At 43.5% G+C, this 15,814-nt stretch carries 15 protein-coding genes; 12 read left to right on the forward strand and 3 right to left on the reverse strand.

What is annotated here, in order from left to right; genetic code table 11:
- Nucleotides 1–16: 16 nt before the first annotated feature.
- Genes nadA through LEP1GSC192_RS13210 form a run of 3 tightly spaced genes read left to right on the forward strand, consistent with a single transcriptional unit; the run spans nt 17 to nt 1,939 of the window.
- On the forward strand, nt 17–988 hold the full coding sequence (nadA, locus tag LEP1GSC192_RS13200; RefSeq protein WP_020770445.1) for a quinolinate synthase NadA: 972 nt from the start codon (nt 17–19) through the stop codon (nt 986–988).
- Nucleotides 989–992: 4 nt separating this feature from the next.
- Nucleotides 993–1,475, forward strand: a complete 483-nt coding sequence (gene ispF, locus LEP1GSC192_RS13205) for a 2-C-methyl-D-erythritol 2,4-cyclodiphosphate synthase (RefSeq protein WP_020770496.1) — start codon at nt 993–995, stop codon at nt 1,473–1,475.
- A complete protein-coding gene (locus tag LEP1GSC192_RS13210) occupies nt 1,448–1,939 on the forward strand; it encodes a hypothetical protein (RefSeq protein WP_020770378.1) in 492 nt (163 codons plus the stop codon). Before ispF ends, LEP1GSC192_RS13210 begins: the two co-directional genes overlap by 28 nt.
- Here the strand turns inward: LEP1GSC192_RS13210 and LEP1GSC192_RS13215 are convergent.
- The gene (locus tag LEP1GSC192_RS13215; protein ID WP_020770385.1) at nt 1,936–2,367 is read right to left on the reverse strand and encodes a GNAT family N-acetyltransferase; all 432 of its coding nucleotides are present in this window, start codon (nt 2,365–2,367) and stop codon (nt 1,936–1,938) included. The two genes, LEP1GSC192_RS13210 and LEP1GSC192_RS13215, sit on opposite strands and share 4 nt — an antisense overlap.
- A 94-nt stretch (nt 2,368–2,461) precedes the next feature.
- On the opposite strand from LEP1GSC192_RS13215, the gene LEP1GSC192_RS13220 reads away from it, so the two are divergent.
- From LEP1GSC192_RS13220 to LEP1GSC192_RS13260, 9 genes are all read left to right on the forward strand, one after another.
- The gene (locus tag LEP1GSC192_RS13220) at nt 2,462–2,809 is read left to right on the forward strand and encodes a hypothetical protein (RefSeq protein ID WP_020770517.1); all 348 of its coding nucleotides are present in this window, start codon (nt 2,462–2,464) and stop codon (nt 2,807–2,809) included.
- Nucleotides 2,810–2,966: 157 nt separating this feature from the next.
- Nucleotides 2,967–3,827: a lipopolysaccharide assembly protein LapB gene (locus LEP1GSC192_RS13225; protein WP_020770509.1), complete on the forward strand. Its 861-nt coding sequence runs from the start codon at nt 2,967–2,969 to the stop codon at nt 3,825–3,827.
- A gap of 15 nt (nt 3,828–3,842) precedes the next feature.
- Nucleotides 3,843–4,799: a DNA-processing protein DprA gene (locus tag LEP1GSC192_RS13230; protein WP_020770365.1), complete on the forward strand. Its 957-nt coding sequence runs from the start codon at nt 3,843–3,845 to the stop codon at nt 4,797–4,799.
- Between the two features lie 19 nt (nt 4,800–4,818).
- Entirely contained in the window at nt 4,819–6,309 is a 1,491-nt protein-coding gene (locus LEP1GSC192_RS13235; RefSeq protein WP_020770436.1) for an HTTM domain-containing protein, read from the forward strand.
- A 475-nt stretch (nt 6,310–6,784) separates the two neighbouring features.
- Nucleotides 6,785–12,574 (forward strand): Ig-like domain-containing protein, encoded by a 5,790-nt coding sequence (locus LEP1GSC192_RS13240; RefSeq protein WP_020770398.1) that lies wholly within the window; start codon nt 6,785–6,787, stop codon nt 12,572–12,574.
- Nucleotides 12,571–13,056, forward strand: a complete 486-nt coding sequence (locus LEP1GSC192_RS13245; RefSeq protein ID WP_020770345.1) for a hypothetical protein — start codon at nt 12,571–12,573, stop codon at nt 13,054–13,056. The genes LEP1GSC192_RS13240 and LEP1GSC192_RS13245 overlap by 4 nt, the downstream gene beginning before the upstream one ends.
- Nucleotides 13,043–13,423, forward strand: coding sequence for a Bor/Iss family lipoprotein (locus tag LEP1GSC192_RS13250; protein ID WP_020770510.1), 381 nt, complete (start codon nt 13,043–13,045; stop codon nt 13,421–13,423). Before LEP1GSC192_RS13245 ends, LEP1GSC192_RS13250 begins: the two co-directional genes overlap by 14 nt.
- Entirely contained in the window at nt 13,411–13,725 is a 315-nt protein-coding gene (locus tag LEP1GSC192_RS13255) for a hypothetical protein (protein WP_020770368.1), read from the forward strand. Before LEP1GSC192_RS13250 ends, LEP1GSC192_RS13255 begins: the two co-directional genes overlap by 13 nt.
- A 39-nt stretch (nt 13,726–13,764) precedes the next feature.
- Nucleotides 13,765–14,355, forward strand: a complete 591-nt coding sequence (locus tag LEP1GSC192_RS13260) for a DUF2179 domain-containing protein (protein WP_020770390.1) — start codon at nt 13,765–13,767, stop codon at nt 14,353–14,355.
- A gap of 27 nt (nt 14,356–14,382) precedes the next feature.
- On the opposite strand, the gene LEP1GSC192_RS13265 is transcribed toward LEP1GSC192_RS13260, so the two are convergent.
- Together LEP1GSC192_RS13265 and LEP1GSC192_RS13270 are read right to left on the reverse strand one after the other, a co-directional pair.
- Complete coding sequence (locus LEP1GSC192_RS13265) at nt 14,383–14,913, reverse strand: SET domain-containing protein (protein ID WP_020770497.1); 531 nt, start codon at nt 14,911–14,913, stop codon at nt 14,383–14,385.
- Between the two features lie 158 nt (nt 14,914–15,071).
- Nucleotides 15,072–15,653 carry a hypothetical protein gene (locus tag LEP1GSC192_RS13270; protein ID WP_020770329.1) on the reverse strand — a complete coding sequence of 194 codons (582 nt, stop codon included), beginning with the start codon at nt 15,651–15,653 and terminating at the stop codon, nt 15,072–15,074.
- Nucleotides 15,654–15,814: the final 161 nt, after the last annotated feature.

Below are 15,814 nucleotides of genomic sequence, written 5' to 3' on the forward strand. Positions count from 1 at the left end.
ACCGGCTGAGGGCCTAATGAAAACCATAGAGGAAATTCGAAAATCCCTGGAATCCACTTACATGGAGCATGAGATAGAGGAAAAACTCCCTTTGATCCAGGAGATCAACCGTCTCAAAAAAGAAAAAAACGCAGTACTTTTAGGACATAATTATATGACTCCGGACGTTTTTCACGGAGTTTCGGACATCCTGGGGGATTCCCTTTATCTGAGTAAGGCAGCGGCCGAAACAGATGCGGACATTATTCTTTTTAATGGAGTCCATTTTATGGCGGAGACTGCCAAACTTATGTCTCCCGATAAGAAGGTACTCATTGCAGATCTAAAAGCGGGTTGTTCTCTTGCGGAAAGTATCACTCGAGAAGATGTCAAAAAACTTAAAAGCCAATATCCGGGAGTTCCGGTGGTCACCTATGTAAACTGCACTGCAGAAGTGAAGGCAGAGACTGATATTTGCTGCACTTCCGCAAACGCCGTCCAGATCGTAAATTCTTTGGATTCCGATACGGTGATCTTTCTACCCGACGAATATCTGGCGGGGAATGTGCAAAAACAAACCGACAAAAAGATCATTTCCTTTCCTGGGCGCTGCATGGTGCACGAAATGTACACGGCAGAGGATATACTCTCCGTCCGAAGACAATGGCCAGGTGTAACAGTCATTTCCCACCCGGAATGTAACACAGACGTGGTAGAAGTTTCCGATTTCGCAGGATCCACTTCTCAGATGTCCAAATTTATCCGTGATTCAGGAGCTAAGGATGTGTTCTTAGTTACGGAATGTTCCATGGGTGACAATCTTAGATCCGAGTTCCCCGACAGACAATTCGTTTCCTCTTGCAGGACCTGTCCTCATATGAAACGAATTACATTAGAAAAAATTAAAGATGCACTTTTGTACGAACAATTCGAGATCAAGTTGGATCCTGAAATTGTGGAAAAAGGAAGAATGGCTGTCCAAAGAATGCTGGAAGTGAGTTACAAATAGCTTAATGTACAGGATCGGACAAGGATTAGATTTCCACAGGTTAGAAACAAACGAGGCTCGCCCGCTAATCCTGGGTGGAGCAGTGATCGATTCGGAATACGCACTCATCGGTCACTCGGATGCGGATATCGTTATACATGCCTTAGCGGACGCGATTTTAGGAGCCATGGGACTGGGAGATATTGGACAATATTTTCCGGATACGGATCCTTCTCTCAAAAATATGGATTCCAAACTGATCTTAGAAAAAACGTTGGATTTGGCAAAAGAGAGAAGTTTCAGTTTGGTCAATATCGACTGCACTTTGATCGGAGAAAGACCTAAAATTTCTCCTCATAGAATTAAGATCCAATCCTCACTTTCCAATTTGTTGGGACTTCCGGAGGATTGTATTTCCGTGAAAGCGACTACTACAGAAAAAATGGGAGCCTTAGGCAGAACCGAAGGATTGGGCGCAAGTTGCGTGGTACTTTTGCGGAAAAATTAAGACCTTCTCATAAAATCGCGATCAAATCGGCCGCAATTTTATCCGTATTTATTACGATATTCTTATATATCCTCAAAGATCCGTACTTGGAAAATTCTTCTTACCTATTAAGAAGAGAAGTTTTGGATGAATTGCCGCTTGGCAGCTCCAAAAGAAAGGTAATGGATTATATAAAAAGAAAAAAACTGGACCTGGTAGGTTTTCACCAGGGTAAATTTCCGGACGATCCGGAATACGTTTCTGATATTATGGTATTCACCAAAAAAGGAACAGTCCAATCCAACGCGTTCCATTGGGTCCCAACTGAGAATAATTATACCGAAGTTAATTTAGGTATGTATATAAATTTAAAAGAATTCAGATTTTGGAAAAAACCTTTTCCGGTCCGAGTGAGATTATACTTTTTATTTTCGAACCAACAATTAGCGCAGATCAGAGTGATCAAAAGATCGTTTCCCTTTTAGCGGACCTTCTCCATTAAGATCGCGTCCTCACCCGGACCGTAATAAGATTTCCTTCGCCCGGATTCCAAAAACCCTAATTTAGAATATAAAGAAATAGCGGAATAGTTCGAATTAGAAACTTCTAAAATAACCTTCGGGAACAAATCACAAAGAGTATGCAGAATATTTTTCGCTTCTCCTTTTTTACGTTTTCCCGGAAGAATACCGATCCGTAATAACTCCGAAAAATCGTTTAGGTCCATATAAAAAACGTAGCCGACTTCCTCTTTGATCCAAGCCGGATGGCTTTCAATATGACTCTGGATGGAATAATTGGACCAGGAGGATTTACCAAATACTGTTTTTTCCATCTGGATCAAAGTTTGCAAATCTTCGGGCTGTACGATTCTCCAACCTTGGGGAAGATCGTTCTTTTTTCCAGGACCCAATCCATTTTCTCCTTGCGTGAGGCGGAATCATACATACTAATTAACGGTCGCTTTTCGAAAGCAATTTTCGATCAAAGTTGAGGAGAAAATTTTTATGCAAACAATCGGGAAATATGTATACGCAGTCCCGTTCCTGCTTTTTGGGATCAATCATTTTGTAGCCGGTAGCCAAATGGCCGGTATGGTTCCCGTCCCAGGAGGAGTCATTTGGATTTATGTAACCGGAGCCGCGATGATCGCAGCCTCGATCAGCATTTTTATAAATAAAAAAACCAAACTCGCGATGATCTTATTGGCGGTTCTTTTAGGAATTTATATCGCTCTTTTACACTTGCCGGGAGCAATTAAAGGAGATATATCCTCCACCATTAATACGTTAAAGGACCTGGGTCTTTTGGGTGGGGCTTTGGTAATCGCAGGAATTTCTAAAGACAACGCTTAAATGAATAAGGGAGAAGGATCAAACCTTCTCCCTTCCAATCTTAGATTTAATCGTTTTTCCTTTCAAAAAAATCCCTTTTTCAGGATTTTCCGTGGACCATCCGTACACTTCTCGGACATGGTATTTCAAATACGATTTCTTCCCGAGGTAGTATCAAATGAGGACCACTTTCCTTCTCATTCTTCTTTTTGTATTTCTGATTTCCGATTGTAAGAACCTAAGTAAATTTTCCGGTAAGAATACAAAACCTCCCACGGTAGAGGATCTGGAAGCGTGGAAACGCCGTCTGAATATGGACGAATCCGAGATCATCGAGTTAGAAAAGAAGATCCGGGAAATGGCGGCTAAGACCAGATCCGCAGGCGCACTCAGTTGGAAGATCGCGCAAGGATATATGAAGATCGGGGATTACGATCTAGCATCCAAATATTATAATAAAGCAATTCAAGAAGAAGGTTCCGGAAAAACCGAAGTTATCGGTGCCGATGTTCATTTTTTCGAATCTTCCCTACCGTATTTCGATAAGGCGTTACTTCTTATGCCTGTGGACCAACAGCTTCTTTTTGAAACCGCACTCTCCTATGCAAACGCCTCCAAGGATAGAGGCTGGGAACCTAAAAGAAGGCAGATAGCGATCGAAATTTTCCAATCACTTTCAAGACAGGATACCAGAGATTCCAGATTTCCTTACCAATTGGCTCTGATCTTTTTCGATTCTTCCATGGCGGATTCTTCTTGGGAAGGGATCAATGCGGGTTTCCAAGACCAGGAGAAGGCGTTCACACTTTTGGATTCTATCTTAAAAAAAGAACCTCGCAATGTCCCTGTCTTATTCGCAAAGGGGAATTTTTTATACAGATCCGGCAAGGCGCAAGAAGCAAAAGAAATCTATTTACATTTGAAAAATACGATAGAAGGACTTAAAAAAGACGGTTTTATCAAAGAAGATCTATTAGAGAATGAATCTTATAAAAACGTAATAAACAATCTCAAAAAAATGGAATCTTCCGAGAATTAGCACGGAGGATCCACTATGGATTTTCTTTCTCTTTCTTCTCCGAATCTTCATAAGATCTTAAGTAGGTCCAGGTATTTATCCCAGAGTCTCTCCGAGTCGGAGGTTCTCCGGAAAATGGAAGAATTACTGCCCAAAGATCTAAAGGAAAAAGTAAGATCCGATTCTAAAAATTATTTCTCTTCCTTAAAAAAATTAGGAGCGAAAATCGTTTCTTATTTTGACCCGGAATATCCCCCTCTCCTAAAGGAAATCTACGATCCTCCTCCGAATTTATTCTGTTTCGGCAATACAAAACTGTTAAAACTTTCCTATTTGGCGGTTGTAGGAACAAGAAAGGTTTCCCCAATCACATTACATTATTCTAAATTTATTCCTGATTTTGTACATTCAATCGGACTGGAAGGTATCGTTTCCGGTTTGGCATTAGGAGTGGACGCAGCTGCAATGTTTTTAGCCTTAGACCAAGGAATGCCCGTAATGGGAGTAATGGGAACCGGTCCGGAAAAGGAATATCCTCACGAAAATAGGAATTTGTATAAAAGAATGAAATCTTCCGGCAATGCTTTGGTGATCACCGAATGTCCTCCCGGTTTCGAAGTTAGAAAGTACGCATTCCCGAAAAGAAATAGGATCATCACAGGGATCTCCCCTTCTCTTTTGGTAATGGAAGCTCCTTCAAAAAGCGGAGCCCTATCTTCCGCATCCAATGCAATTTCTCAGGATCGTGACGTTTACATTTTTGATCATCCTCTACAAACCCAAAACCAAGGAGGGAAAAAATTACTTTCAGAAGGCGCCAGTTCCGTTTGTTTTGATAATTATCAAAGTGAAGGAGAGTATATTTTTCATTTAGAAGAAATTCTTCCTTCTAACTTCAAAGAAGTTCCCGGAATGCTTGCTCGATTGGGAAAAAACAAATTGAATGGTAATTGGATCGATTTAGGAAACGGTTTTATTCGATCCGTTCAATAAATAGAAAAAGGAATCCAACTTGTCTCTTTGGAATCGATACAAGTCCGAACTGTTCGAACAATCCCCCGCATGGTCCTTGGGATTTTTCAGATTCGGGTTCGGCATTCTATTATTTTTTATCTCGGCCCGTTATCTTCATTACGGTTGGGTGCAAAAATACTTTATAGAACCCGGTTTTCATTTCAAACATTTCGGATTTTCCTGGGTGGGAGTCGCTCCTGGGCCCATATTATATTTTATTTTTATAATATTATGTATTTCTTCCGCGTTTATTTCCCTGGGAGTATTGTATAGGACCTCGATTTTCGTTTATTGGTTGGGATTTTCCTATTTTAATCTTCTGGATGTTTCCACCTATCTGAACCATTATTATCTGGTCTTTTTATTACTATTCCTTTTGTTTTGGATCCCGGCGGATCGTTGTTTTTCAATATCTCATTTTTTAGAAGCGTATCGCAACGGCAGATGGAGTATTCCCAGGGTCCCGAATTGGTCTTTATGGATCTTAAGATTCCAAATAGCTTGTGTTTATTTTTTCGGAGGTTTAGCGAAGTTAGTTCCGGATTGGTTGTTCTCCGCGCAACCTCTCAGGATTTGGTTGGTACGAAACACGGACTTCCCGGTGATCGGAGGTTTTTTTTCTTATCCGATCGCGGGTTATGTTTTCAGTTACGCTGGATTATTTTTCGATCTGTTCGTTCCATTCTGTCTTCTAAAAAAAAATCTAAGGCCCTGGGCCTATAGTTTTGTCCTGATCTTTCATATTCTCACATGGAGACTTTTTCCGATCGGGATGTTCCCTTGGATCATGATCTTCTCCGCTTTGCTCTTTTTTCCTCCGGATTGGCCGATTAAAGTCAGAGGTTTTTTTAAAAAAAGAGGGATTTTTCCCTACGGTGAATTAAGGAACTTATTCAAAACCGTTTGGAATAAACTTCCCGTCACCTTTCGGTTCCTTTCCGCAAAAATTTTACTTATCCTTTTAGGTGCTTTAGAAAAACCGAATATATGGGGAAAACGTATGGAGACCAAGCTCGCTGACTTTACCTCCCGTTTTTCCTCTAAATTCGGAACTTGGACCGTTTCCCTGTATGTTTTGATCCAGGTGTTTTTTCCTCTCAGGCATTTTTTATATCCGGGAAACCATCTTTGGACGGAGCAGGGTTTTAGATTCGCATGGCATATTATGCTGATCCAAAAGAATGGATTCGCTAGCTTCCAATTGGTCAATTTACGGACTGGAGAGATCCAATACGTTTTACCCGAGTCTTATTTGAACGAAGTCCAGAAAACGATGATGAGCACCCAACCGGATCTGATCCTGCAATTCGCTCATTTTTTGGGAGAAAAGGAAAAAAAAAGGACGGGGGACGAGATTGCGGTTTTTGCCGAGGTGAGAGTTTCCTTAAACGGTAAAAAAAGCCTTCCATTCATAGATCCGAATCGCGATTTAATGAAGGTAAAGGACGATTTTTCGCATAAGGACTGGATCCTCCCGGACGTTAGGTGAGATCGAACCCGATATTCTGTCTCTAAAATCATATTACGAAAATCGTACACAAAAAGAATACTCGTATCTGTGGAAAATCCGAGTCAAAGGTCTAAGTAAATTAACTTGGAAAAGGTACAGATATGCCTTCACACAAGCCGCAGAATGTAATTATTCATTTACTTACTTATTTTTTAATTATATTTTCGATCCTATAGTCGAATTTTATAATATTTACGAGTAACCAATCTTGGATGCAAACGGCAGAACAACACTCCCGGATAGTTTCTACCCACTCAAGTGATAGTTTTTAGTAATTAAAACAAGTTCTGCGCATTTTAACTTCTCCCAGGCAACTCCTCGGAGCATGTAAGTATTTACTTACAAAACTAGCCCTTATTATTTATTTTTTCTTGAAATAGTCGTTAGATATGTATCGTCCGATAGAATTAGGTCGATAGTAGAAGAATAGCAACTATCTTCCAAAGAGATATATATGAACTCCGGAATCAACCCCACCAAAAAATTCTACGCCGCGCTAGCGTGTTCATTCTTTCTTTTCCAAGGATGTGTTGCCTGGCCTTTACTTACCGGAGCTGTCGGGCTCGCGGCGGGAAAAAAAGGTGGAGGTGGATTATTCTTCCTTCCGGGTGGAGGAACTCCTACTTTAAGCAGAGTTGAGATCTCTTCTCCTAGTTCCAGTTTTGCCAAGACTACAAGTATGTCATTGGTTGCGACTGCTGCTTATTCCAACGGAACTCATAAAGATATCACTGCAGACGCTCTTTGGAGCACTAGCGATTCCAACATTATTTCTATGGCAGCGGGTGGACAAGCCACAGGTATGAATGTAGGTACCGCGGATATCGGCATCACTTACGAAAATAAAACGGCACAAATTTCTCTTTCGGTTACTTCGGCTCCCTTAAATACAATTTCCATTTCCTGCTTAAATCAAACGGATAGTCTGCCCAAAGGTATTACTAGGCAGTGTACTTTAACCGGTAATTTTGCGGACGGTTCTAACCAAGACCTGACTAACGATCCGAATACTACATGGAGCACGGGAAGTTCTACTGTCGCTACCATTGATTCTTCAGGACTTGTGACTGCAATGGATCCAGGAACTACTACGATCCAGGCTTCTTATAATTCATTAAATGCAACTAATTTATCATTGACGGTTAGTTCGGCTGCTTTGGTTTCTATTGCAGTAACACCTACTAACAATTCTTTAGCTTTAGGAAAAACCCAACAGTACACAGCTACCGGAACTTATTCGGATAGTTCCAATCAAGATATAACGAATTCCGTAACTTGGAGTTCTTCCGATATCACTGTTGCCACTATCAGTAACACTGCAGGATCAAGAGGCTTTTTATCTACGGAAGATACGGGAACTTCTACCATCAATGCTACCTTAAATTCCATAACTGGAAGCACGAATGTAACCGTCACCGCCGCGGTTTTGGAAAGTATTTCTATTACCCCTTCAAACCCGAGCGCTCCTAAGGGGAGAAACTTAAATCTTGTTGCTACCGGTATTTTCTCGGATGGTCATAATGAAACCATCACAGATCAAGTTACTTGGTCCAGCGATGATACTTCTATCGCAACCGTGGATAACGGTTCCGGATTTGAAGGTAGGGCTTCCGGTATTAATGTAGGAACAGTGGATATCACCGCGGAAATAGGTGGGATTTCGGAAACCGTTTCCTTCTCCGTAACAGCAGCAGTTCTAGATTCTATCCAACTGACTGCAGATGATTCTTCCATCGCAAAAGGAACAAGCACCACAATCTTAGCAACAGGAGTTTACTCTGACGGAACTTCTCAAAATATCACCGGTTCCGTTTCTTGGAGCAGCTCTCAGACTTCCGTTCTGCAATTGGGAAGTTTAACGGCTACTCCTAAAAAGCAGGTACATTCTCCTAATAATGGATCCTTAGGAACATCAACCATCACCGCAACTTCAGGAAGTATCAGTGGAACTGTGAATATCACCGTTACTGCTGCAAGCTTGGTCTCCATAGCGGTGACCCCCACAAATCCAAGTGTGGCAAAAGGGCTGACCAGGGACTTTACGGCAACCGGAACATACACAGATAGTTCCACGCAGAACTTGACAACATCCGTTACATGGGCTTCTTCCGATACGAGTAAGGCGACTATCAGTAATGCTTCCGGAACGGAAGGTAGAGCTACTGGTGTGGCGGTTGGATCGTCGAATATCACGGCAACTTTGGGATCGATCACTTCCCCTTCTACCACTCTGACGGTAACCGCTGCGGTTTTACAGTCGATTACGATCACTCCTTCCAATCCGAGCGTTGCAAAAGGTAGATCCGAAAATTTAAGCGCTACAGGAACTTACTCGGATAGCACTACTCAGGATCTGACCACTCAGGTGACCTGGTCTAGTTCCAGCAATTCGACTGTTGGAGTTAGTAACGCAATCGGAACGGAAGGAAGGGGTACAGGCGTTTCCGTCGGATCTGCGACAGTCACTGCAACGTTAGGTTCCGTCTCCAATTCGATCACGTTTACGGTAACTTCTGCGGTGCTGGATTCCATCGAAGTGCATATAACCGATTCTTCCATCGCGAAAGGAACTTCTACCCTTGCGGAAGCTACGGGCACTTATTCGGATGGGACTACTGCGGATATCACCGACCAGGTAGTCTGGGGAAGTTCTCAGACATCCATCATCCAATTGGGAGTTTTGACAGCCGCTCCTAAAAAGACATTAACTTCTCCTAATAATGGTTCTTTAGGAACATCCAATATTTCCGCAACCTTGGGAAGTATTAGCGGTAATACAAATTTGACCGTGACTGCGGCCACTTTAGTCTCTATCCAAGTGGATCCTACAAATCCGAACGTTGCCAAAGGACTCACTCAAAACTTTACTGCTACCGGTACTTACACGGATACAAGTACTCAGGATCTGACTACTTCCGTCACCTGGGCTTCTTCCAATACAAGCAGGGCTACTATTAGCAACGCGGGAGGAAGTCAAGGTCTTGCTACAACACTCTCGACAGGAACCACTAATATCACTGCTACTTTGGGATCGGTCACTTCTCCTGCAAGTGTGTTGACGGTAACTGCTGCCGCGCTTACGAGTATTACGATAGCTCCTTCTCCGACGTTAAACATCGCGAAAGGACGCACTCAAGATTTCACTGCTACCGGTCATTATACCGATAGTACTACTTCGGATCTGACTACTCAGGTGACCTGGAGTTCTTTCGACCAAACTAAGGCAACCGTTAGCAATACTTCGGGGTCAAACGGTAGATTAACCGCTCTACAGGAAGGAAGCACCCAAATTTCCGCAACTTATAACTCCGTGACTAGTACGGATACGGCGGTTACAGTGACTGCTGCAGTCCTGGATAGTATCACCATTACACCAACTAACTCTAGTTTGGCGAAAGGATATACGACTCCGTTTACGGCAAATGGTGTTTATTCCGATGCGACCACATTGGATATCACCACTCAGGTTACCTGGGCTTCTTCCAATACTTCTTCTTCTACGATCAGCAATTCGAATGGCAACGAAGGTGTGGCCACTGCGGTCGCGGTTGGGACAAGTACGATCTCTGCGACTTTAGGTTCCGTATCTTCTTCTACCAACTTTACTGTGACTGCTGCGGTATTGGTATCTATTGCGGTGTCTCCTACGAATAGTAACGTATATACGACTCAAACCAAGGACTACACTGCGACCGGAACTTACTCGGATTCCACAACCCAGAATTTAACCACAAGTGTTACCTGGGCTTCTTCCGATACGAGTAAGGCTACCATCAGCAATGCTTCCGGAACGGAAGGTAGAGCTACTGGTGTGGCGGCAGGAACGATCACTATTTCTGCGACCAGCGGTTCAGTCAGTGGAAATACTCAATTGACCGTGGTATTCTTGGATACCACAGCTCCAATAGTGTCTAATGTGGTTTCTTTGAGCCCGACAACCGTGAGGGTAACATTCTCCGAGTCGGTGGACTCCACTCAAGCAACCACCGCTTCGAATTATAAATTGGCCCTGACCTCTGCGGTAAGCGGTTCATGTTCGGATAATAGTAACTTCTCCTCGACTTCCAATATTTCGGTTTCTTCCGTAAGCGGAAGCGGCGCAATCTATACTTTGACTTTGGCTTCTTCACAAAATTCCGGAACCAACTATACCGTAATCGTGAATAAGAGCGGCATCCAAGACCTTTCCGCAAGTCCGAACAATTTAGGTTGTGCGAACTACGGAGACTTCGTGGGACAAGAGCAGTTGAAAGTCAGCTCCGCTTCTTGCGCAAGCACTGGAACCGTGATCATCAACTTCTCCAAACCGATCAAATCCGGAAACAATGTGAACGGCTCCGCAGAATGTAGCAGTACTTCGGAATGTTCGAACCGTTACGCTTTTGTCGGAACCACGGATCTAGGCACCATCAGTTCCGCTAAGATACTAGATGGTATAGTTTGCGGTGGAGCGGCAGCGGATTCCGCAAAAGTTTGTGTGACTCATAGCCTATTGCAGACCGGCGCACAATATACGATCATAGCCGCGAATAACGTAAACGGTGATGGGTTCGACAATACTTCTTGGGGATCTATCCGTGATTCCGGAGATTCTGAAAACATCCAATCTTCTCCGAGAGACCGGGCTTCCTTCTTAGGTTGTGGAACTTCTCCTGTAAACTTTGAGGACGGTCCGATCTCTATAGACCCGAACGGTTCTACATTCGGATATCTGGCGGACTTCAATAGTAAAATCTATACGGGACCAAACAACGCAGGAAACGGAGCATTACGTTTTGCTTACGACGGTTCCAACCCAGAATCGGTCCAATTCTCCTTTGTAAAAGATACGAATGGTCAGAATTCCGATTCTTCCAACGTTAGTTCCAACTCCGCGACCACTCGCGAGAATAGTATCGCAGTTCCACCTTATGTGACCTTAGGACACTCAGGCTGTACCCAGAACGATGCGACTTTGGCAAACGGTTGTGGTCCGGACAATGAAAGCGGAAGAGGAATTTTCACCACCGGTTCTTTGGCAAGTAACCCTTATATCTTCATCGCGGCAGCAAGAACAGTTCCGAGTGGGTCGAATTACAACTTCGATTATATCTACTATTCGAACGATACTTCCACGAACCTAAATTACAAATACATAGATATGGGCTCTATCACCGGAACTGTAACTGCAGGTACTTCTTCTATTAGCGTTCTGAACGATCGAGTATTCCCCGGTTTTGCTAAACCAAGTAATGATGGAAGTGGAACCGGCGGAGGATTGAATGCCCCTGACTTCGGATTTATCACCTTTAATACGGCAGACACAGGAACAGGAAACTGTACTGCGGGCTCCAACTGCGATGCTTATGATGGTAGTAACGGTAGAAGAATACGTATCGATTATATGCCGTATTTCGGGGGCCCTTCCAACGGAGGAAACGGTAACGTAAACAGCAGTCCGAACTGGGGATATTATATCGGAGTAGATTCTTCCATAGTATTTAAGAATAGGATCTATGCTGCAAATGGCGGCCTTCATGCGGTTGGCCACAACGGTTCGATCATTCGTTCCAATTCGGCAAACCCGACAACCGCTTGTTCCACTAAGAACACTTGTGCGGATTGGACAGAAGTAGGACCAAGATCCAATCAAAAATGGCATAACAGCACCACGAATAATTGGTTCTCTTTGGAACTTGCAAAATTCTACGATCTGATCCCAGCAGATAGAGCATTCGCTCAATTTGCGGAATACAACGATAGACTGTATGTTACTCGAACCATCTGTATCCAAGGAACGCAGGCAACCGGGATTCGCACATCTGCCGGAACCGTAGCAGGATGTACCGACGGAACGGATACGAACCGAAGAGCTCAACTTTGGAAATGTGATCCTACCGCCACCGGGGGCAGCACTGAATGTGATGCCGGGGACTGGACAGTAGTGGGAGATGACGGAAACGGTATCACCAACTTCGGAGATTCCACGAACAAGACGATCACAATGGTGGCTAAAAATGGATCTTATCTTTATGTAGGATTCGATAACCCGAACGGTATCCGTATCTATCGCACGAATACGGCCAACCCTGGATCCGCTTCTAACGTATGGACTCAGGTGGCAAATGGCGGACTTACGGACGCTACCAATGTGCAGCAGATATTTTCGGCTGTTTCCGTATACACCGGCGGAGTTTATTATCTCTATGTGAGTGTTGGAAAGAACAATACTCCCGTCAGAGTATATAGACAACAAAACTTATGAAAAAGATATTAGGCATCAGTTTCGTATGCGGCTTATTCTCTTTGGTACTTCTCTATAATTGTAGGGAAGACCAAAGATACGAGCCGTTACGTTTTGAAAAAGTCGCCAAAGCGGAAACTTCCGCTTTCCAAGCTCAGGTGGACGGGACGATTCTATCCGGCTCTTGGGAATATAGATTTAGGATCAAACAAGCGGATCGGGTTTCCTTAACCATTGAAGTATTAACGGATAAACCGGACCTGGGAGTGTCCTTGTCCAGAAAAGGGATCTTATTCGATTCTAAGATACAATGTGGGGATAAGATCAGCCAACTTTCTCCTTGCAAACTCGAAATAAATAATCCCAAAAAAGGAGATTATTCCTTGGTATTAAACCACCTTTCTACCGATCCATCGGAAGTTCTTTCTTATAGAATATTCGCCGCCGTGCATGGCCCAGGGTATGCCTCGGTAATTTGGGAGGAAGAAGTTGCGCGCAGATAAAATTCTACCAATACTCGGGATCGTACTCTTAAGTTTGGGATTCGGAGAATCTTGCAGACATGCAATGGTCCGTTATCCTCAAAGTCCTCCGGAAGCATGTAGGATCTATCCTACTTCCAGAGAATGTAAACGTGCTTTGGATCTAAGGTCGGCACAGGCGGAACAAGGGGGAGAAGTCCATAAGGTCCAACATACTTACTACTTCTTCGGACTGTATCCGGGAAACCTGGTCTTAGACACTTCTAAATACTGCGCAGAAGGACCTAGATCTGTTCATCAGTACACCAGTTTTTGGAACGGGTTTTGGGAGCAATTGACTCTCGCGATCTATTCCCCCCAGACATTGGAGATAGAATGTTACAGATAACCAAAATTCTAATATTACTTTTGGCCCTTGGATTTTCCGTAACCTGCCACACAACCACAGTGGTACATAAGGGAGAAGATACTCCATACGCATTGGCAAAAGAAACCCCGGGTCCGGATAAAAAAGTGAAACAAGGAAGTACGGTTTTCGGGATCTATTCCACTACCGCACCGATGGAAGTGAACTGCGACAGGAACCATCCTGAAGTGATCATCAAGACAGGATTTGTGGACCTAGTCATTCATACACTGATCGGCCCCTTCTATACAACCAAAACCGTCGAGGTGTACTGCAAACCGTAAATTGCTGGTCAAGCGCTCAGGTTCCTCCAGTATAATCGAATGCCTGACTGGATCTTCGATTATCTAATTTTACCCCTCGGAATTTATTTTGCCAGAATGACGGATGTAAGCATCGGTACTGTCCGCATCATACTCATCTCCAGGGAAAGAAAGATCCTGGCGGCCCTTCTTGGTTTTGTAGAAGTGCTTCTCTGGTTGATCGTAATCACGCAGATCATGAGAAACCTAAGCAATGTATTCTGCTATATAGCTTATGCAGGTGGATTTGCTACCGGCACTTTTTTAGGAATGGTAGTCGAAGAAAAACTGGCCCTAGGACATTCACTCATCCGTATCATCGTTCCGGAAAAAGGAGAAGAGATCGTCCAGAACCTGGCCCAAGCAGGTTATCGCACAACAACCGTGGAAGCCCAAGGAGTGAGAGGACCTGTTAAAGTCATTCTATCCTTATTAAGGAGAAAGGATATACCCGTAGTGCTTGGAATACTGAAAGAAACGGCTCCTGGAGCCTTTTATACGATAGAAAATGCCCGTAAGACAAGCGATCCGGAGCTGTGGAAAACGTCCGGGCAGGAAGGAGAAAGTTTTGCCCGCATCCTATGGAGAAGGCAATCCAGGATCAGAAAATGATCCCGGGTCTAGAAACAAGAAAGTCCCTTAAGCAGGGACTTTTACCAAGATCTTCTTAATTTCCTTATGCATGAAGGTAGGAAAATTGAGATTATACTGAGGTAGTAATAGTCTCCAATCATCCTTACGGATGAATTTGCGGCAGTTGGTCGCACCACAAGCACATTCGAAAGTCTGGTCAAAGTTCACTACGAAGTTACCGTAGTCTATGGTAAGTTCTTCCCCAACTTCTATATCCCTCTTGGCTATAATATTATCCGTTTGATCGTACCACATGTTCGGATCGCAGGAATGGTTCATAAAGTTGGAGTGATTGATAACAAATTCAGGTCCGGAGGGGCCGGTGACTAGGCCAAAGTCTACATCATAGCCGTATTTCATGAAGATTTCCTTCTCCTCTTCCGGAAGTTCATCGGCTTCCGAGACGGAGAGTACTTTCCATCCGAATTCCTCATCTTCGATCCATTCACTGTAGCTGAACAATAATGTTCCCTTAGCGATTGGTTGAGAGGCGAAGATTCCGTTTTCCCCGAACTTGTTCGTGCGTCTTTCGATCATGCAAGATAAACCTGCTCTTCCCCATTAGGGGCAAAATTTTTATCAGTCAAGACCGAGATCGAAAAAACTTCAATTAAAAATATGAAATACCCCCTAGCTGGGCCCCCAAAAAAAAAGACCCGTCCCAACCGGTCCCGATTCATACTTGGAAAAAAATTTCAAACGCCTCTGTCAGGAAGAAGATCAGAAATCAGTTCGTAAGTCCAATCCCCGTACGAATCTTCTTCCCTCTTCTCACTCTTGAGAGACCTCCAGTCCTTTCCCTTTCTTTCCATGACTAAAGAAGAAATTTTGAAGAGAGAAGTACGCCCACTTGCCTCTTCTAGTCTAGAACTATCCCTCCCAATTTCTAGAAAACAAGTCAGAGGAAAAATCCTGCTCCAATTTTCCCCCAAACCTAGGATGGCCTTTTCTAGATCATCGGACCCCGAACCTAGAGTTAGTCTAGTAACATCCACAAAGATAGGAATTTCTCTCCCCGCATGACCGAGAGTACCGGATCGGATCTCTTTGCAGAAGTGAACTGCTTGGGAAAAATTTTCCGCGAAGCCCAACACGGCCGAAGAGTGGTTATTGGAAATTCTGGAGATCATTTTTCCGAAACTGAGTCCGTCTTCGAGACCCAAACTTCCTTTGGGAAGGATTAGTATGGGTCTAACGTCTTTCCGGACCAGACGAAACAGGTATTTAACTAAAGCGAAGGATTTATTTCTAGTCGGCTGGAACAAAGTCAGGAACATGTCTTCTTCTTATGTCGAACAAAACTTATCTTTCGTTTAGTATAATTTATTCTAAAGAATGGAATTCTATGTCGCATAAACGAATGCAATTTTCGTAAAATTCAAGAAAAGGAAAAAGGCTTGAGTACATTTTGCGGATATGTAAGTTTCGGATTTGTTTT

This window comes from Leptospira sp. B5-022 (assembly GCF_000347035.1).
Classification (GTDB): Bacteria; Spirochaetota; Leptospiria; order Leptospirales; family Leptospiraceae; genus Leptospira_B; species Leptospira_B cinconiae.